At 44.1% G+C, this 17,443-nt stretch carries 18 protein-coding genes and 2 riboswitches; of the genes, 1 reads left to right on the top strand and 17 read right to left on the bottom strand.

The annotated features are described in order from the left end of the window. Positions 1 to 857: 857 nt before the first annotated feature. The 16 genes from QNH36_RS24010 to QNH36_RS20875 all read right to left on the bottom strand — a co-directional run bounded on the left by QNH36_RS24010 (position 858) and on the right by QNH36_RS20875 (position 16,052). On the bottom strand, positions 858 to 1,010 hold the full coding sequence (locus QNH36_RS24010; RefSeq protein ID WP_481825289.1) for a YuzK family famiily protein: 153 nt from the start codon (positions 1,008 to 1,010) through the stop codon (positions 858 to 860). A gap of 266 nt (positions 1,011 to 1,276) precedes the next feature. Next, positions 1,277 to 1,648 (bottom strand): carboxymuconolactone decarboxylase family protein, encoded by a 372-nt coding sequence (locus QNH36_RS20805; protein ID WP_214706487.1) that lies wholly within the window; start codon positions 1,646 to 1,648, stop codon positions 1,277 to 1,279. A 103-nt stretch (positions 1,649 to 1,751) separates the two neighbouring features. Continuing rightward, complete coding sequence (locus tag QNH36_RS20810) at positions 1,752 to 2,585, bottom strand: MetQ/NlpA family ABC transporter substrate-binding protein (RefSeq protein ID WP_283904109.1); 834 nt, start codon at positions 2,583 to 2,585, stop codon at positions 1,752 to 1,754. 14 nt (positions 2,586 to 2,599) lie between these two features. Continuing rightward, positions 2,600 to 3,268 carry a methionine ABC transporter permease gene (locus QNH36_RS20815; protein ID WP_283904110.1) on the bottom strand — a complete coding sequence of 223 codons (669 nt, stop codon included), beginning with the start codon at positions 3,266 to 3,268 and terminating at the stop codon, positions 2,600 to 2,602. Next, on the bottom strand, positions 3,261 to 4,286 hold the full coding sequence (locus QNH36_RS20820; protein ID WP_283904111.1) for a methionine ABC transporter ATP-binding protein: 1,026 nt from the start codon (positions 4,284 to 4,286) through the stop codon (positions 3,261 to 3,263). Before QNH36_RS20820 ends, QNH36_RS20815 begins: the two co-directional genes overlap by 8 nt. Before the next feature lie 254 nt (positions 4,287 to 4,540). After that, positions 4,541 to 4,655, bottom strand: a riboswitch (SAM riboswitch). A 111-nt stretch (positions 4,656 to 4,766) separates the two neighbouring features. Beyond that, positions 4,767 to 6,083 carry an O-acetylhomoserine aminocarboxypropyltransferase/cysteine synthase family protein gene (locus QNH36_RS20825; protein ID WP_283904112.1) on the bottom strand — a complete coding sequence of 439 codons (1,317 nt, stop codon included), beginning with the start codon at positions 6,081 to 6,083 and terminating at the stop codon, positions 4,767 to 4,769. Between the two features lie 82 nt (positions 6,084 to 6,165). Further along, positions 6,166 to 6,268, bottom strand: a riboswitch (SAM riboswitch). Between the two features lie 84 nt (positions 6,269 to 6,352). Beyond that, positions 6,353 to 6,694: a hypothetical protein gene (locus QNH36_RS20830; RefSeq protein WP_283904113.1), complete on the bottom strand. Its 342-nt coding sequence runs from the start codon at positions 6,692 to 6,694 to the stop codon at positions 6,353 to 6,355. Between the two features lie 182 nt (positions 6,695 to 6,876). Further along, entirely contained in the window at positions 6,877 to 8,142 is a 1,266-nt protein-coding gene (locus QNH36_RS20835; protein WP_283904114.1) for an MFS transporter, read from the bottom strand. Positions 8,143 to 8,335: 193 nt separating this feature from the next. Then, positions 8,336 to 8,647: a thioredoxin family protein gene (locus QNH36_RS20840; protein WP_251542886.1), complete on the bottom strand. Its 312-nt coding sequence runs from the start codon at positions 8,645 to 8,647 to the stop codon at positions 8,336 to 8,338. 5 nt (positions 8,648 to 8,652) lie between these two features. Further along, entirely contained in the window at positions 8,653 to 9,009 is a 357-nt protein-coding gene (locus QNH36_RS20845) for a toprim domain-containing protein (protein WP_144478481.1), read from the bottom strand. Positions 9,010 to 9,217: 208 nt separating this feature from the next. Continuing rightward, positions 9,218 to 9,457 (bottom strand): YusG family protein, encoded by a 240-nt coding sequence (locus QNH36_RS20850; protein ID WP_251542890.1) that lies wholly within the window; start codon positions 9,455 to 9,457, stop codon positions 9,218 to 9,220. A 131-nt stretch (positions 9,458 to 9,588) separates the two neighbouring features. Then, entirely contained in the window at positions 9,589 to 9,969 is a 381-nt protein-coding gene (gene gcvH / locus QNH36_RS20855) for a glycine cleavage system protein GcvH (protein WP_144478477.1), read from the bottom strand. Positions 9,970 to 10,022: 53 nt separating this feature from the next. Beyond that, on the bottom strand, positions 10,023 to 10,379 hold the full coding sequence (locus tag QNH36_RS20860) for an arsenate reductase family protein (RefSeq protein ID WP_283904115.1): 357 nt from the start codon (positions 10,377 to 10,379) through the stop codon (positions 10,023 to 10,025). A gap of 217 nt (positions 10,380 to 10,596) precedes the next feature. Continuing rightward, positions 10,597 to 12,381, bottom strand: coding sequence for an acyl-CoA dehydrogenase FadE (locus QNH36_RS20865; RefSeq protein ID WP_283904116.1), 1,785 nt, complete (start codon positions 12,379 to 12,381; stop codon positions 10,597 to 10,599). A 54-nt stretch (positions 12,382 to 12,435) separates the two neighbouring features. Continuing rightward, the gene (locus tag QNH36_RS20870) at positions 12,436 to 13,611 is read right to left on the bottom strand and encodes an acetyl-CoA C-acetyltransferase (protein ID WP_144478471.1); all 1,176 of its coding nucleotides are present in this window, start codon (positions 13,609 to 13,611) and stop codon (positions 12,436 to 12,438) included. Positions 13,612 to 13,670: 59 nt separating this feature from the next. After that, positions 13,671 to 16,052, bottom strand: a complete 2,382-nt coding sequence (locus QNH36_RS20875; RefSeq protein ID WP_283905449.1) for a 3-hydroxyacyl-CoA dehydrogenase/enoyl-CoA hydratase family protein — start codon at positions 16,050 to 16,052, stop codon at positions 13,671 to 13,673. Positions 16,053 to 16,292: 240 nt separating this feature from the next. On the opposite strand from QNH36_RS20875, the gene QNH36_RS20880 reads away from it, so the two are divergent. After that, on the top strand, positions 16,293 to 16,424 hold the full coding sequence (locus QNH36_RS20880) for a YuzL family protein (RefSeq protein WP_251542894.1): 132 nt from the start codon (positions 16,293 to 16,295) through the stop codon (positions 16,422 to 16,424). Positions 16,425 to 16,482: 58 nt separating this feature from the next. On the opposite strand, the gene QNH36_RS20885 is transcribed toward QNH36_RS20880, so the two are convergent. After that, positions 16,483 to 17,400, bottom strand: a complete 918-nt coding sequence (locus QNH36_RS20885) for a proline dehydrogenase family protein (protein WP_283904117.1) — start codon at positions 17,398 to 17,400, stop codon at positions 16,483 to 16,485. Positions 17,401 to 17,443: the final 43 nt, after the last annotated feature.

Here is a 17,443-nt window from a genome sequence, read left to right on the forward strand (position 1 = left end):
ACTGTAGATTGTTGACAAATTCTTTAAAAGATTTTTGGCTCATGCCGAGTGGGGAGGAAACGACCGGGCAAATGCATTTGCCCGCAGCGTTTCATTCCCACTCGGCAGCTTTTCAGCGTAAGCTGAAAAGCCAGTGAAGCGTAAGCTTCACGCCAATGAGCCAAAAATCAGCACAAATTAATTTAGAATCATCTCATCAAGAATCCTTGGTTTTCTCTAATTACTTCTTTTAACTTCCCGCCACCGCCTTTCAGCTTAGCTGAAAGGCGACAGCAGGGTTCGAACACTCCATCTACATTTTACCAGACCAAGCCCAGCAAAGCAGGATATCCCGCTCACAGCCTGTACATCATTTTATTTTTACCTTCTGTAGGGAAAAAATGTACTGGATAGCCTATAGACAGTTATATCAGTTTGATTTAATAAGCAGGAATGTAAATTTAACGCAAAGACAATTCAGATTCAGTCAGCTTTTTACTTCTTGACTCAAAACCTGTCTAGATAATGAGGGATTATTGAAAGGTTTGCATGCTAATCCCTCTAAGCTGTCAAAATAACGAGCGTTTCTTGACTGCTTTCCTTCCTCTCGCCCCAAACCTGTCAAAATAACGAGCGTTTCTTGACAACTTTCCTTCCTCTCGTCTCAAACCTGTCAAAATAACGAGCGTTTCTTGGCAGCTTTCCCACCTACCGCCTCAAACCTGTCAAAATAACAGGTTGAACAGGGAGATCCAGTCCCATCTCTCGACAAGCCTAATTTTCTAGTTTCAAACATCTTCATTCTTAACATAAATAATAAAGAAACCAGTGCAAAAAATACACTGGTTCCATTTTTCTTCTATTATATATCCCATCGCTTACGAGTGGATTTTTCTATCCAGGTCAGCGACCATCCGTTGGCTTTTGATATAATCTTGCTCTCGTTTTCTTTCGACTTCCATTCTTGCGTCATGGTTCATGCTGTAGACCTCGTAACTAATTCCATGGGCTCCATGCATCGCTTTTTCCATTTCACTTGTGTAGTTCAGTTTTAGCTGACTAATAGTGAATCATCCCTTCGGTTTTTCGCTTTTAACAAAGCGTTTTTTTGTTATTGCAATGGTAACACCTTTTGTTTACCACTTTCAAAGCGTTTAAAACCGTTAATTTTTGGATGTAATGGAATGTGGAGTCCTATGGAGGGTTCACCTCTGTCATTCTTAGAATACTGGCAATATCCTCCCAAATGAAGCCTTTCCTGTTAGCCAGCAGTCAATTAATCTGACTACAACAGCTTTTACTGCTTCAAAGTATTCAATTCTGCCATTGCTTCCTGAACAAGCGTGACTGCCTGGCTCATGGCCGCCCCGCCGCCAAAAGCCGCTGTCACACCAACCGCTTCCAAAATTTGTTCTTCAGTGGCTCCCTGATCCAGGCAGCCTTTTAAATGGTAAATGATGCAGTATTCGTCCTGGGAATACAAAGAAATCCCCAGCGCGATTAACTGCTTTTCTTTTTGTGTCAATGTCCCTTCCTGAAAACATACTTCTGTAAATGCGTTATAATGTCTTGCAAGCTCCGGCATTTTTTGCGTAAAAACGCCCAATCCCTGTTTATATTCATGAAGAGCTGCTTCTGTTGAATTCCGAGGTTCATAATGATGCTCCATTACCTACCACTCCAATCTACTTTTTTCTCGGTTAGTATGTTAAATTTCAGAGCGGGTTATGCGGCAAAAAGAAAAGCAGGCTATTCGCCTGCTTTCCAAAGGTTTATTCTTTTACTGGCACGACTGCACCATCATATTTTTCAAGGATAAAGTCCTGGATTTCTTTAGAATGAAGGACTTCTACAAGCGCTTTGATTGCCGGCTTGTCTGCATCGCCTTCACGAACGGCAATGACGTTCACGTAAGGAGAATCACTTTCTTCAATAGCGATAGAATCCTTCAGTGGGTTCAATCCAGCGTCAATCGCGTAGTTTGAGTTGATTAGAACAGCGTCGCCTTCACCATTGTTAAAAATCTGTGGAAGCAATGCTGCTTCGTATTCTGTATCGAACTTCAAGTCTTTAGGGTTTTCTGCGATATCGTCAATTGTTGCTTTTACTTTTTCCACGCCGTCTTTAAGAGTGATCAGGCCCTCTTTTTCAAGCATTGTCAAAATACGGCCATGGTCTGCTACTGAACTGCTCATGATGATATGCGCACCTTTTGGCAGGTCCTCAAGAGTTGTGTAGTCTTTAGAATAAACACCGATTGGCTCGATGTGGATTCCACCCGCATTTTCAAACTTATAGCCGTTTTCAGCCATTTGTGACTCAAGGTAAGGGATGTGCTGGAAGTAGTTCGCATCAAGTTCTCCTGAATCTAACGCCTGGTTTGGAACAACATAGTCATTGAAAGTCTTGATTTCCATTTCAAATCCTTTTTCTTCAAGAAGCGGTTTTGCCTCTTCCAGAATTTCAGCATGAGGTACGTTTGAAGCACCCACTATGATTTTTTTGCTTTCTCCCTTGCCGCCTTCTGTTTTTTCCTCAGATGATCCGCAAGCAGCAAGTCCTGCTGTTAAAACTAATACTAAAAGTGCTAATAGCCATTTTTTCAATTTCAATCTCTCCTTTATCTTTTGTCTAATTTTCTTGTAATGGAATCTCCAACAATCTGGATTAAAAATACGATAATCAAGATAATGATGGTCGCCATCAGCGTGACATCATTCCGGCTCCTTTGGAATCCTTCCATGTAGGCGAGGTTTCCGAGACCGCCTGCGCCGATGACTCCAGCCATCGCCGTGTAACTTACAAGCGCAATTGCTGTGACTGTGATGCCTGACACCAAGGCAGGCATTGATTCCGGAAGCAGAACCTTCCAGATTACGGTCGTCGTTTTTGCTCCCATAGATTTTGCTGCTTCAATGACTCCCTTATCAATCTCACGCAAGCCGATTTCAACCATCCTTGCGTAAAACGGCGCTGAACCGATAATCAGCGCTGGCAACGCGGCATTTTCGCCAATCATTGATCCAACGATGAATTTTGTAAAAGGAATCAGCAGGACAATCAAAATGATGAATGGAATCGACCTGAAAATATTTACCACTGCGCTTAGTACGACATTAACCGGTTTGTTTTCCCATATATTGCCCTTTGAGGTCAAGAAGAGCAACAATCCAAGAATGGCTCCAATTATGAAGGTAGCAACAACGGAAATGGCACTCATGTATAGTGTCTCAATTGTCGCCTCCCACATGCGGTCCCAGTTAACATTCGGGAATAAAGTTTCAGCCATTCGAAATCACCTCCACGCCGACTTCATGCTGGCCGATAAATTCAATCGCACGGGCCAATTCTTCCTCTTCACCATCAAGATGGATGAACAAGGTTCCATATGAACCGTTTTGTGTCTGAGAAATTTTCCCCTGCACAATATTGACCGTGATGGAAAATTTGCGGATTAGATTGGTGATGAGCGGCTGCTCGGCACCTTCGCCTACGAATGTCAGCTGGATGACCCGTCCATGCGGATATCGCTCCAGTAAATGGTCTACCGTTTCCTTTGTTTCCTCCGGTTCAGTCACCTGCTGGACAAACCTTTTCGTAATTGGCTGCTGCGGGTTCTTGAACACATCCAATACTGGTCCAGTCTCAACGATGTTTCCGCCCTCCATGACCGCAACCCGGTGACAAATCTTACGGATGACATGCATTTCATGAGTGATCAGGACAATGGTAAGTCCCAATCTCTTATTGATATCAACGAGAAGATCCAGGATCTGGTCGGTCGTTTGCGGATCAAGCGCTGACGTCGCTTCATCACCGAGAAGAACTTTTGGATTATTCGCCAGTGCCCTGGCGATACCGACTCTCTGCTTCTGCCCGCCGCTTAATTGTGAGGGATAAGCATCGCCGCGTCCCTCAAGACCGACAAGCGTGATCAATTCTTTTACCCTCTTGTCCCTCTCTGATTTCGGCACTCCTGCGATCTCAAGAGGGAAGGCTATGTTATCGGCAACCGTCCTTGACCAGAGTAGGTTGAAATGCTGGAAAATCATGCTGATTTCCTGTCTTGCTTTCCTTAATTCCGCACCCTTGATCCTTGAAACTTCCCTGCCTGCCACAACGACAGAACCTGAAGTTGGGATTTCAAGACCATTCAACATGCGGATCAATGTACTTTTACCTGCGCCGCTATATCCAATGACGCCAAAGATTTCGCCTTCTTTCACTTCAAGGTTGACATCATCTACCGCTTTGACTTCGCCTTTTTTTGAAGGATAAATCTTTCTGGCTTTTTTTATCGTGATCAATTGACTCCCCCTCTTTTGCAACAACCATATTCTTAACTCAAAAAACCGTTTAATTTCCATCCTAATCAGAAGGTTATCAATCTAGTTTCCCATTCCCTGCCGGTAAAAATTCAAACTTCAGGTAAAATGGATGCACCTTCCTGGAATAATATGCTCTTGTAAAACTCACGTTAGAACTGAACATGGTCGATTCTGGCATTAAAAAAGCCTTTCTGCAAATAAGCAGAAAGGCATAATAATTGGCTGTATCCTTTCTCTCATCTGCCAAAGCCATCAGCTTTGAGTGAATTGGCACCGTTTCAGATAAGCAAGCTTACTGACGGTTGCCGGGTTTCATCGGGCACTTCCCTCCACCTCTCTTGATAAGAGTACGCTATTAAATTTTAAAATCGGTTTTTAGTTACGAATGTGATTGTAGCACGGAACAAAAATGGGTGTCAATAAAATTATTTTCAAATACCTTTTGGAAGGTACTGGATATTAGGTTCTTGCCGTGACCCCTGGTACTCCAGTAGCTTTTTCAATTGCCTGCTCCAGGTCTTCGATGATGTCATCAACGTTTTCAATACCGACAGAAAGACGGAGTAAATCTTCTGGAACCCCCGCTGCCTTAAGCCCTTCTGAATCAAGCTGCTGATGGGTGGTGCTTGCAGGGTGGATGACCAGGCTCTTCGCGTCGCCGACATTCGCAACATGGGACCAAAGCGTCAATGAGTTAATCAGTTTTGCTCCAGCTTCCCTGCCTCCCTCGATGCCAAATACTACAACTGACCCTGCACCTTTTGGAAGGTATCGATCTGCCAATTGCTTATCCGGGTGAGAGTCATGCCCAGGGTAGGTGACCCAGGTAACAGCAGGATGTGTTTCCAGGTAGTCTACTATTTTAATCGTATTGACTACATGCTCTTTCATGCGTACATGCAATGTTTCGATTCCAAGATTGAATTGGAAAGCACTCTGCGGGCTGATGGCCGGACCAAGGTCGCGAAGCAGCTGAACCCTGGCCTTTACTATATAGGCTGCAGCCCCTATCGCTTCACTATAAACAATGTCATGGTAACTGGAGTCTGGCTCATTGAAACCAGGGAACTTCGGGGATCTCCAATCAAACTTGCCTCCATCCACAATGATTCCGCCCATGACTGTGCCGTTGCCTAAAAGCCACTTGGTAGCCGAGTGTATTACGATGTCTGCGCCGTGTTCAATCGGCCGGCATAGATATGGAGTGGCAAATGTGTTATCAATGATCAACGGAATCCCAGCTTCATGGGCAACATCGGCAACTGCTTCAATGTCCAAGACCCTGAGACTTGGATTTCCGATTGTTTCCGCATAAACCGCCTTCGTTTTTGGTGTGATCGCCTTCCTGAAATTCTCCGGGTCTTCAGGATCCACAAGGTGGACATTAATTCCATATTTCGGCAAGGTTACAGCAAATAAATTATACGTCCCTCCGTACAGATTAGAGGCTGCAACGATTTCATCCCCTGCATGGGCAATATTCAGAATCGCCATCGTGATTGCCGACATCCCGCTTGATAAGGCAAGAGCACCTACTCCTCCTTCAAGCAGGGCGACTTTTTCTTCCAGGGCTGTCACGGTTGGGTTGTGGATTCGCGAGTAAATGTAACCAGGTTCCTTGAGTGCGAACAAATCGGCTGCATGATCCGTGTTTTCAAATTGGAATGCATTGCTTGAGTAAATTGGCACAGCCCTTGCCCCAGTCACCGGGTCTGGTGATTGTCCTCCGTGGACACCGATTGTTTCGATTCTGTAGTTTTTTTGCTCATTTGCCATCTCCATCTCTCCTATCATAAAAATAAAATGGAAAGGTGATACAAAAAACCCACTTCCTAAGAAGAGGGCCATTTATCATCTCTCCTTATCTTTTCAGAGTCTACACTCTGCAGGAATTAGCACCGTGTTTAATAACCGGTTGCCGGGCTTCATCGGGCCAGTCCCTCCGCCTCTCTGGATAAGAATATTCAGTTCGTTTTTATTGCGTTAAAGTGATAATATCATTTCCATGCATTTAAAGTCAATATATTACGATTTTTCTGAATAAATCAAGCGGAAAGCGGTCTTGCAAGGTAGAAAATGGACTCAAGGACCAACAAATCTCTGAACGGGCCGTCTTCTACGGTATAATATCCCCATCTGAGGCCTTGCCTCAGTTTGAATTCTCCTTTCAACAGCCCGGCAATGCTGGCTTCACTTCCTTTGATTGTAATCTGGAATTGAGAATTGAGATTGCTTGTTAGGAGTTCCACTCGTCCCCCTTTGAATACAAGGTATACTTCTTCCTTTTCTGACTCTAATTTCAAACAAAGATCCAGCTTTTTGATCAATTGCAGTATATGAGCCTTACCGCCAACTTCATTCGCAAAAAGTTCAATAGATTCCCGCATGCCGCTCAACTCCCTCACATACATAATTCTTTTTCGTAAGGAAAAAACCTGTTGGAATCCTTCGACAAATACTTCGTTAATAAGCGGTTAACAACATACAAACATAGAAAAAAGACAATAACGAATGATATTTCGCCATTGTCTTTCATTTCCCGAGAAATATATCCAAAGAAATACAGTAATCAAGCGGTCTTGGTGGCTGAGATGGCGGATTTTGTTTTGTCCATCGCCTTGAAGACAAAGAAGAAGTAAGTTGATCCTACTAAATAAATACCTGCTGTGATGGTGAAAACCGCCGCATATCCCCAATAGGAGCCATATTTCAAAACGATTCCCGTCGAAACCGGTCCCATAATCGCCCATCCAAGGTTAAATACCATTTGATTCACAGAGTTGGCCAATCCTTTCATCGAATCATCAACCTTCGACATCATTAGCGACATTTGAATTGGATTCCCTGCGTTCATGAGGGCTTGTCGAAATAAAAAGCCAAGGGCAGCAAGCCAGAAATGCTGAGTGTAAGCAGTAAGCAGCAAAAACGGGAGGGAGAGCATTTGCAGGACAACGATTGCTTTCACTTCCCCAAGCCTGCGCACAACCATCGGACCAATGATCATGGCTGCTGCAGTTGCTCCCTGTCCAAGTGAAATGACCAGGCCAATCAGTGAATTTGATGCCATGAACCGATCAGCAAAATAAAGATTCAAGTAAGGGATGACCAGTCCAGCACCGAAGCCGATCATCAACTGTGCGACCGCAAATAGAATGATGATTTTAAGGCTCGCTTTATGAGGGATTCCTCTTTTAAAATCCATGAACTTTCTGTCTGTCTGGTTTTCTATCCGTACTTCCTTAAGTCGGAAAATAGGAAGAAGTGCGGCCAGAAACAGTGCTGAACCAGCGACCAATGTGAAACGGATACTCTCCAGTTCAGGGAGGAATAAAGAAAACACATCTGTAAGGATTCCGCCCAAAAGGCTTCCGACAACATTGGCTGCTGTCATCGCTGCAAAATGTATGCTGAAGATATGCACGCGCTGTTCAGGTTGGGAGTTTTCTGCCAGCCACGGAATGATGGAAACCTGGATAAAAGCGGACGCAAGACCAGTACCAAATGAAAACAATATCAGTAGTTCCTGACTCTCAACCATACTCCGTGTAAATAAAATGATTCCAGTCGAGAATGCTCCAAACAGCATCAGCTTTTTCCGGCTAGCCCTGTCGCTCATAACGCCTGCCGGAATGAGTACCAGTGCCGTGGAAAGAAACGTCATTGAAATCACTTTCCCGTTTACCAGTTCATTGAATCCCAGCTCTCGTATGTAAAAATTATAAATCACCATAAAGATCCCTAGACCGATTTGGGTGAGGATGTTTGCCAGGAAGGTCAATTTTATATTGCGATTATAACTTTTGATTTGGTCTGCCCACTCTTGATAAAGAGCCATTTTTTTATTTCGCCCCTCGGTTATTTCGATAATCTAAATATAAACCGTTTGGCATGAAATGTAAATATTTTTCAGTGTTGCCTTTCGCCGCTTAGGAGACCATATAATTCGGAACTGGGGATTGGGTGTTAGAGCCTTTATCTTCGGCCAAAACCTGATTAGCGCAAAAAAAAAACGGCCAAGCCGTTTATATTTACCCTTTCAACTCTTTCAATTTTTCAAAGAGATACGGAACTGATTGAAAAGCATAGATTTTCTCCTGTACCTCCCCATTTTCTAATACAATCAGACATGGTACACTTTCTATTTCAAATCGTCCTGCCATTTCAGGCAGGAAATTCAAATCGGCTTTCCCCGATGGGAGGTCAGGCAGGAGTTGTTCAATCACTGTCAGCATTTTGCTTGCTACCTGACAGGTTCCGCACATTGGTGTATAAAAGTATAGGTAACCCGTTTGTTTTTCTGCGAGGAATGTTTCCATGTCCGTCCTGGTCCAGTCTTCCATTAAAGTCATCCTTTTTCTAAGTACTCTGCATGAACATCAATATTTGCTCCGATTAAAACAGTAGCAAGGTGATTTTCAGGTGCGGTTGCCACTTCCCGGTACATCCTGTCAATGTACAGATGGTTCGCCTCAGGAAATTCCCTTTTAAATTGCTTCCTCAGCTTTTCGCCTGATGCGTCTGCATCTACGAGGATATAGACATCTTTATCAAAAAGCGAGTCAATCAGCTCATCAAGCTTTGAAACGCCAATTGTCCCATTCGTGCAGATAATTTCCACTGGCTCCTTCAGCACGGTCTGTACTTTCTTTTTGTCTGACGAACCTTCTACTATGATCACCTTGTGATTTTCGTCCATCGCCATAACCACCTATGCACCAGAAAATAATTACTTTACAACATTATAAACATTATTAAATAAATTGTGCTGTTTACTTGTATCTTTCTATTGTTACTGTTTTTTTGGGAGATTGCAAAGATTTAGTCCAATATTAACTTTATCAGGGAGTAAAAGGAATTTTATACCCGGAAGCCAACTAAAAACAGCGGCCAGGCTGGCCGCTGTTCATTTTTTAGCACCAGCCGCCTTCATCACAGTCAGTATACCGTTGCTCAGATTGGTCCGGTACTGATACATGCTGGTAAATCTTATTCTGTTCTGCTTCATAATGATGCTCAAGTTTCATCTGGATCCCTTCAGGAAGCTCGATGTTCCCAATAGGTTCTTTTTCAAGGTAAAGTTGGATCTGACCATTTTCCAGTTTTCCTGTTACCCTGTCTGTGATATCGATTTTTTGCTGGTTCAAAGCCATGAATTTCACCCTTTTTATATAATCATTAACATTAGTTTGTCCAAACTGCTGGAATGAAGTGATGGAAAAATGAAGGAGATTTACATGGGGGAAATGAAAAACGCCTTGAAGGTTCAAGGCGTCGGCAAATCTTATTCTTTGATCATTTCTTCGTATTGTTCTGGTGTCATAAGCTTTTCTACTTCACTGCTGTCTGTGAGTTCAACTGTAATCATCCATGCTTTTTCATAAGGAGATTCGTTAACGAATTCAGGGCTGTCGTTCAGTTCTTCGTTGATTTCAACAACCTTGCCGCTCACTGGTGCATATAGCTCAGATACGGTCTTAACTGATTCAACGCTTCCGAAAGGCTGGTCCAAAGTGATTTCGTCTCCCACTTCTGGAAGTTCGACGAAAACGATGTCACCAAGCTCGGATTGAGCGAAATCAGTAATGCCCACGCGAACCTTTTCTCCTTCAACTTTTACCCATTCGTGTTCTGCAGAATAACGTAAATCTTTTGGTGTATTCATTGACTATCCCTCCAATTGTATATCTCTATCGATTAATATCGATGGGACCAAAATTACAGCCATGCTTTTTCATACTCATCTTCTTTGAAACCTACGGTCACTTTTTCGCCATCTGTCATCAGCGGGCGTTTGATGAGCATACCATCAGATGCCAGCAGTTCCAGCAATTCATTTCTGGATGCCGTCTTGATTTTGTCTTTCAATCCAAGCTCACGATACTTTTGACCGCTCGTGTTAAAAAACTTCTTGATCTCGAGGCCGCTTTTCTCAAGCATTTCTTCCAGCTGTGACTGGGTTGGCGGATTTTCAACAATATGTACTTCGTTATAGGCAACTTCATGCTGGTCGAGCCATTTCTTCGCATTCCTGCACGTACCACATTTAGGGTACCAATAAAACGTTTTTTCCATGATTTCACCACCCTTTGCTAGTATCCCATAGATTAAACCCTCTAAACGGATAGTAACATATTATTGAAGTGAAATACTATCATTCAGTGCCTGATCAACCCTTTAATTTTAACATCCTTTTATTAAATTCAACAATGTTTGCAAAAATCCTGCCATTTTAAAAAGATTAGCAAAAACACTCCTCCCTGGATGGAGAGGAGTGTTCGGTAAATAGTTTTTAAACGATAAAGCGTTCTGCATCGATTAGCTTTTCAGCTGCTTCACGCTTCTTCGCGATAACGTTGATTGGAGTGTGTCTTGTGAACTTGCGCAATGCGGAAGTCAGCATGCGAAGTGCGTCGCCTTCTTCTGTAGCCACAAGCGTTTCCTTAGCGTCACGCTCGATTTCATTGAATGCTTCCTGGCAGAAGATTTGAGTGTAAAGAAGCTTTTGCTTGCTCTTCTCTACTCCATCTTTTGCGATTGCCTTTTCTGTACGAAGAACAGCAGATTCCATTGAATACGCATTTGAAATGATATCTGCGATATTGACGAGGATTTCCTGTTCTTTTTCCAAAGCTTTTCCGAACTTCTGTGCAGCCAATCCAGCTGCAAGCAAGCCAATTTTCTTGGCGTTCTTCACAAGATATTTTTCCTGTGCCAGTGGCTCATCGCCTGGCTCTTCAGGCATAAGCATCATCAGTTCTTCCTGAAGCTGCTGAGCTTTTTGCAATAATGGAAGCTCGCCTTTCATTGCCTTACGCAGGAAGGTTCCCGGTACAAGAAGGCGGTTGATTTCATTTGTTCCTTCAAAAATACGGTTGATCCTTGAATCACGGTAAGCTCTTTCGATTTCATACTCTTGCATGAAGCCGTATCCACCGTGGATCTGGACGCCTTCATCAACTACATAATCAAGTGTCTCGGTTGCGAACACTTTATTCATTGAACACTCAATTGCATACTCAGCAATTGAATCTGCAACGGCTTTGCCGTTGTTGATTTCTTCTTCTGACAGCTGGTTCATTCTTTCCTCGAACAAGCCTACTGTACGATATACAGAGCTTTCTGTTGCATAGATTTTGGAAGCCATTGTTGCAAGCTTTTCTTTTGTAAGGTTGAACTGGGAAATAGGTGTCTTGAACTGCTGGCGCTGGTTCGCATATTTTACAGTCAGACCGAATGCCTGCTTGGCACCGCCAGTTGCGCCTACTCCCAACTTATAACGGCCGATGTTCAGGATATTGAAGGCGATAAGATGGCCTTTTCCTGCTTCACCAAGAAGGTTTTCCACAGGTACTTGAGCATCTTCAAGAATCAATGTACGTGTTGAAGAGCTCTTGATGCCCATTTTCTTTTCTTCTGCGCCTACTGATACGCCTGGGTATTCTCTTTCAACGATGAAAGCTGTGAATTGTTCGCCGTCGATCTTTGCATAAACAACGAATACATCTGCAAAACCAGCGTTAGTAATCCATTGCTTTTCTCCATTAAGGACGTAGTGAGTGCCTTCAGCATTCAGTTTAGCTGTTGTCTTTGCACCCAATGCATCTGATCCTGAACCTGGCTCAGTAAGTGCATAGGCTGCAAGCTTTTCACCAGTTGCCAGTACAGGAAGATATTTTTGCTTTTGTTCTTCATTACCGAAAAGAACGATTGGCAATGACCCGATTCCTACGTGTGCACCGTGGGAGATTGAGAAGCCGCCTGCAACTGCCATCTTTTCAGCGATCAAAGCTGAGCTGACTTTATCAAGGCTCAAGCCGCCATACTCTTCAGGAACGTCCGCTCCAAGGAGACCAAGCTCTCCAGCTTCCTTCAATAGTTTTACAGTACGGTCGAACTCATGCTGCTCGATATATTCAACCTGAGGCAACACTTCGTTTGTTACGAAATCCTCAGTGGTTTTGGCAATCATTTTGTGCTCATCTGTGTAATCCTCTGGAGTAAAAACATGGTCATATGATACATCTTCGATTAAGAAGCTTCCGCCTTTTACAAGCTTTTCTGTTTGGTTACCCATTTAATGTTCCTCCTATCCATTTTTGGGAGGGGTCCAACCCCTCCAATTTTTATTCTATAAAAGCTCAAAAACTCCAGCTGCTCCCATGCCACCGCCGATACACATCGTGACGACACCGAATTGCTCATTTCTGCGTTTCATTTCGTGGATTACTGTCAAAGTCAATTTTGCGCCAGTTGTTCCCAGCGGGTGGCCCAATGCGATCGCTCCGCCGTTGACATTGACCTTCTCCTCATCAAGACCCAGCTCACGGATGACCTGGATGGATTGGGAAGCAAATGCTTCGTTCAGTTCGAAGACACCAATGTCAGATACCTGCAGTCCAGCAAGCTTCAATGCTTTTGGAATTGCCACGACAGGACCGATTCCCATGATTTCAGGCGGCACTCCGCCAAGTGCGAATGAACGGAATTTAGCAAGTGGTTTCAATCCTAGTGATTCAGCCTTTTCACGGTCCATGACCATGACAGCCGCTGCTCCGTCACTTGTCTGAGAGGAGTTCCCTGCAGTGACTGTGCCGTTGATATTGAATGCCGGACGCAGTTTCGCAAGAGTTTCCATGTTCGTATCAGGGCGTACACCTTCATCATGTTTGAATTGGATTGTCTTTTCGACAAGCTTATTGTCTTTTCCTACGGTACGGAGGGTTACATCAACAGGAACGATTTCATCCTCAAATTTGCCTTCCTGGATTGCTTTTGCCGCGCGCTGATGGCTTCTTACTGCAAAAGCATCCTGGTCTTCACGGGAAATTCCGTATTTCTTTGCTACTTCTTCAGCAGTATGGCCCATTCCCATATAATATTGCGGAGCTGTTTCAGCAAGCTTCGAGTTTGGACGGACGACATGGCCCATCATCGGCACCAGGCTCATTGATTCCGCACCGCCGGCAATGATTGTGTCTGCATGGCCAAGCATGATGCGCTCGGATGCATTCGCAATCGCCTGCAGTCCTGAAGAGCAATAACGGTTGATGGTGATCGCCGGCACTTCATGTGACAATCCAGCTAAGGCACCGATATTACGCGCCATATTCAATCCTTGCTCTGCTTCTGGCATAGCACAGCCGATGATCAAATCATCAATATTCCCTTCATAATTGCCTGCACGCTTTAGAGTTTCTCTTACTACAAGAGCTCCAAGATCATCAGGCCGGACGTTAGCAAGAGTTCCTTTTTTCGCCTTTCCGACCGGTGTCCGTGCTCCGGCTACGATTACCGCTTCTCTCATCTCATTCCCTCTCTTTCCTTGGATGTTAAAATATATTTCACTGTCAAACTATCAATCTATTAATTGCGCAACGGTTTTCCTTTTACGAGCATATGCTGCATGCGCTGCTGTGATTTCGGTTCTGCCACCAGACTCAGGAACGCTTCCCTTTCAAGATCAAGCAAGTATTGCTCATCGACTTCGGTTCCGTACGGCACTTTTCCGCCTGAGATGACATACGCGAGCTTCTTTGCGATCTTCAGGTCATGTTCTGAAATGTATCCGGACAGGTGCATCGTTTGAGCACCCAGCAGCAGGGTTGCATATCCCGGCTCACCAGTTACAGGTACTTTCTTTCTTACCGGTGCTTTATAACCGGTTTCATATAAATTCAATGCAGCCTGTTTCGCATCGTATAATAAGTGATCGCTATTGACACTGATGCCGTCTGCTTCATTCAGGAAGTTATTTTCACGAGCTTCCTCTCCTGAAGTGGAGACCTTAGCCATCGCAATTGTTTCAAATACCTTGTTCGCAACCTTTTGAAGATCAAAATCGACGCCTTTTGGCAGGCCTTCAAGGTGCTTGATATAAAGCTCCTTGTTTCCGCCACCGCCAGGGATGAGGCCAACACCCGCTTCAACAAGTCCCATGTATGTTTCCATGGACGCCTGGATATGCGCCGCCGGCAAGCACATTTCAGCTCCGCCTCCGAGCGTCATTCCAAACGGAGCAGCAACAATCGGCTTGGAGCTGTATTTGATTTTCATCGTCGTCTGCTGGAACTGGCGAACGACCATATCAAGGTCCCAAATGTTATCGTCCTGTGCTTCCATCAGGATCATCGCCAGATTAGCTCCAACAGAGAAGTTTTTGCCCTGGTTGCCGATGACCAGTCCTTTGTAGTTCTTTTCTACTTCATCGATTGCGAAGTTGATCATCTGGAGGATATCAGGTCCGATCGAGTTGCTGTGTGAATGGAACTCCAGCAATGCGATGCCATCGCCAAGGTCGATCAGGCTTGCGCCGCCATTCTTTTTAATGACACCATTTTGCTTCTTTAAAAGCTTCAGGTTGATTGACTTTGGGTTTTCCTCAACAGTTACGTATTCACCATTGTTGTAATAGCTCAGTCTGCCATCCTCTTCCTTATAGAAAGAAGTGAAGCCTTTTTCGACCATTTCTTTTACCCATGCAGGAACAGTCTTACCTTCAGACTCCATTTTGCTGATTGCTTTTTCGACACCCAGTGCATCCCATGCTTCGAAAGGTCCCATTTCCCAGCCGAATCCCCACTTCATCGCACGGTCAATCGCAACGATATCGTCAGCAATTGTGCCCAGCAAATCAGCTGAGTAAACAAGCACAGGACTGAAGATGTTCCATAAAAGCTCTCCAGCACGGTCCTTAGCATAAACAAGCGCTTTCATTTTATTGGCAAGCCCTTTTTCTTGCTTAGCCATTTCTGTAGAGGCTGTTTTCAGTTTCTTGCGCGGTCCGTACTCCATTGTCTGCGGATCCAGTTCCAGGATTTCCTTGCCCTGCTTCAGGAAGAATCCCTGTCCTGACTTGCTTCCAAACCAGCCGTTCTCGAGCATCTTCTGCATGAATCCAGGTACTTCAAAGACTTCCTTCTCTTCTCCTTCAACCTGGTCATACACGTTTTTCGCAACATGCGCGAAAGTATCAAGACCCACTACATCAAGTGTGCGGAATGTTGCGCTCTTAGGACGGCCAATCATTGGACCAGTCACGGAGTCAACCTCACCTACACTGTACCCGCCTTTGACCATTTCCCTTACTGTCACAAGCAATCCGTAAGTACCGATTCGGTTGGCGATGAAGTTAGGCGTATCCTTTGCTTCTACAACACCTTTACCAAGCTGGTCTTCACCGAACGTCTTCATGAAAGACAGGACTTTAGGGTCCGTATCTTTGGTAGGAATCACTTCAAGCAGCTTCAAGTAACGAGGCGGGTTGAAGAAGTGAGTGCCAAGGAAATGCTTCCTGAAATCTTCGGAACGCCCTTCAGCCATTGCCTCTACAGAAATTCCGGATGTGTTGGAGCTGATGATGCTTCCCTGCTTGCGGTATTTATCTACATCCGTAAAAACTTTCTTTTTAATATCAAGGTTTTCAACGACTACTTCGATTACCCAGTCTACATCCTTGAGTTTTTCCATATCATCTTCAAAGTTGCCCGCTTCAATTAGAGCAAGATTCTTTTTGGAGGCCAAAGGTGCCGGTTTTTGCTTCAATAACTTCTGCAGTGATCCTGCACTGATTCGGTTGCGCACCTGCTTATCTTCAAGTGTCAGGCCTTTCGCTTTTTCCTGTTCCGTTAATTCCCGAGGTACAATGTCCAGCAGCAATGTCGGAATCCCGATGTTGGCCAGATGTGCGGCAATTCCTGATCCCATGACACCTGAACCAAGCACCGCTGCCTTTTGAATTTGTCGCATCAAATTTGTCTCCCCCTTTGACTCTTTTTGAATGAATACTCATTCATTTTTGCACCAAAAAAAATATGCATATAAATGAGCTCTGTTAATTACTACTATAAAATATTTAAAAAATTTCCGCAATAATAAGGTGCGGAAAAAATAAAATTTTTTGAATCTTTAATCCATATGCTTATTCTTAAACACTTGGGCAATCTATAAAAGCGTTACTTTTATCACTTAAAACACGGAGGTATGATTATGGCAAGAATGAAAAAAGATCCGTCCAAAGCTGGTGTAAGTGCAGCAAGCGTCAAAGGCGATGCAGGCCCGTCAATGAGTAAGGGCGGAGAAAGAAAGCAGAACAGCCAGAACAGCCAATATAAAAAATAGCCGGACCAGCTCGACCCAAATAAAAACAAGGCTGACAAGTTTGTCAGCCTGCTGCTCATTATTTCTTCAGCATTCCTTTTAAAACAAATGCTACGTTTGCCGGGCGTTCTGCAAGGCGGCGCATGAAATAACCGTACCAGTCTGTTCCGAAAGGCACATAAACGCGCATCGTATAGCCTTCTTCAGCAAGCTGGAGCTGTCTTTCCGGCATGATCCCGAACAGCATCTGGAATTCGAACTGGGTTTTCGGGATATTGTTCGCCTTCGCGAATTCCTTCGTGAAATCGATGATATTGTCATCATGTGAGGCAACTGCTGTATAATTTCCATTCAGCATATGCATCTTGATGATTTTCTTGAAGTTCTCATCTACATCCTTCTTCTCAGGGAAAGCTACTTCCGGAGACTCTTTGTAAGCTCCCTTCACAAGACGGAGATTTGGTGAGTATTGATTTAAATCCTCGATATCCTTTTCTGTCCTGTATAGATATGCCTGGATGACGGTTCCGATATTATCGTACTCAGACTTCAGCTGTCTGAAAATATCCAGCGTCTTCTCGCAGCGCTCGTAGTCCTCCATATCAATAGTCACGAATACATTATTCTCCTTGGCAGTATCCATGATTCGGCGCATATTGTTCATGACTACTTTCTCAGAGATGTCAAAGCCAAGTGAAGTCATTTTAACGCTCATCTGGGCATTTAATTTTTCTCGGCCAATCGCTTTGATCATCGCAATTGAACTTTCCGCTCTCTCGTTCGCTTCTCGTTCATTGTCAACGAATTCGCCAAGATAGTCGACAGTTGCCGCAAGCTTCTTGCTATTCAGTTCCTTGATGACTGCCACTGCCTGCTCGACACTTTCCCCTGATACGAAGCGTTTCGCTCCTAAACGCAGGCCATACTTTTTCGCCATTTTGGTGAAAAATTTATTTTTTGATAGAAAAAGAAAAAAGTTCCTCATTAGTTGTTCCATAGCTTTTCCTCCCCTTAGTGAAAACGATTACATTACCCTTTAA

Origin of the sequence: Mesobacillus sp. AQ2 (genome assembly GCF_030122805.1) — a bacterium.
Lineage (GTDB): Bacteria > Bacillota > Bacilli > Bacillales > Cytobacillaceae > Mesobacillus > Mesobacillus oceanisediminis_A.

Bases quoted from the DNA above. Each gene is read 5' to 3' on its own strand.
- QNH36_RS24010 (WP_481825289.1), bottom strand. From the start codon at position 1,010: ATGGAAAAAGCGATGCATGGAGCCCATGGAATTAGTTACGAGGTCTAC.
- QNH36_RS20805 (WP_214706487.1), bottom strand. From the start codon at position 1,648: ATGGAGCATCATTATGAACCTCGGAATTCAACAGAAGCAGCTCTTCAT.
- QNH36_RS20815 (WP_283904110.1), bottom strand. From the start codon at position 3,268: ATGGCTGAAACTTTATTCCCGAATGTTAACTGGGACCGCATGTGGGAG.
- QNH36_RS20825 (WP_283904112.1), bottom strand. From the start codon at position 6,083: ATGGCAAATGAGCAAAAAAACTACAGAATCGAAACAATCGGTGTCCAC.
- QNH36_RS20830 (WP_283904113.1), bottom strand. From the start codon at position 6,694: ATGCGGGAATCTATTGAACTTTTTGCGAATGAAGTTGGCGGTAAGGCT.
- QNH36_RS20835 (WP_283904114.1), bottom strand. From the start codon at position 8,142: ATGGCTCTTTATCAAGAGTGGGCAGACCAAATCAAAAGTTATAATCGC.
- QNH36_RS20840 (WP_251542886.1), bottom strand. From the start codon at position 8,647: ATGGAAGACTGGACCAGGACGGACATGGAAACATTCCTCGCAGAAAAA.
- QNH36_RS20845 (WP_144478481.1), bottom strand. From the start codon at position 9,009: ATGGCGATGGACGAAAATCACAAGGTGATCATAGTAGAAGGTTCGTCA.
- QNH36_RS20850 (WP_251542890.1), bottom strand. From the start codon at position 9,457: ATGGCTTTGAACCAGCAAAAAATCGATATCACAGACAGGGTAACAGGA.
- gcvH (WP_144478477.1), bottom strand. From the start codon at position 9,969: ATGAATACACCAAAAGATTTACGTTATTCTGCAGAACACGAATGGGTA.
- QNH36_RS20860 (WP_283904115.1), bottom strand. From the start codon at position 10,379: ATGGAAAAAACGTTTTATTGGTACCCTAAATGTGGTACGTGCAGGAAT.
- QNH36_RS20865 (WP_283904116.1), bottom strand. From the start codon at position 12,381: ATGGGTAACCAAACAGAAAAGCTTGTAAAAGGCGGAAGCTTCTTAATC.
- QNH36_RS20870 (WP_144478471.1), bottom strand. From the start codon at position 13,611: ATGAGAGAAGCGGTAATCGTAGCCGGAGCACGGACACCGGTCGGAAAG.
- QNH36_RS20875 (WP_283905449.1), bottom strand. From the start codon at position 16,052: ATGCGACAAATTCAAAAGGCAGCGGTGCTTGGTTCAGGTGTCATGGGA.
- QNH36_RS20880 (WP_251542894.1), top strand. From the start codon at position 16,293: ATGGCAAGAATGAAAAAAGATCCGTCCAAAGCTGGTGTAAGTGCAGCA.
- QNH36_RS20885 (WP_283904117.1), bottom strand. From the start codon at position 17,400: ATGGAACAACTAATGAGGAACTTTTTTCTTTTTCTATCAAAAAATAAA.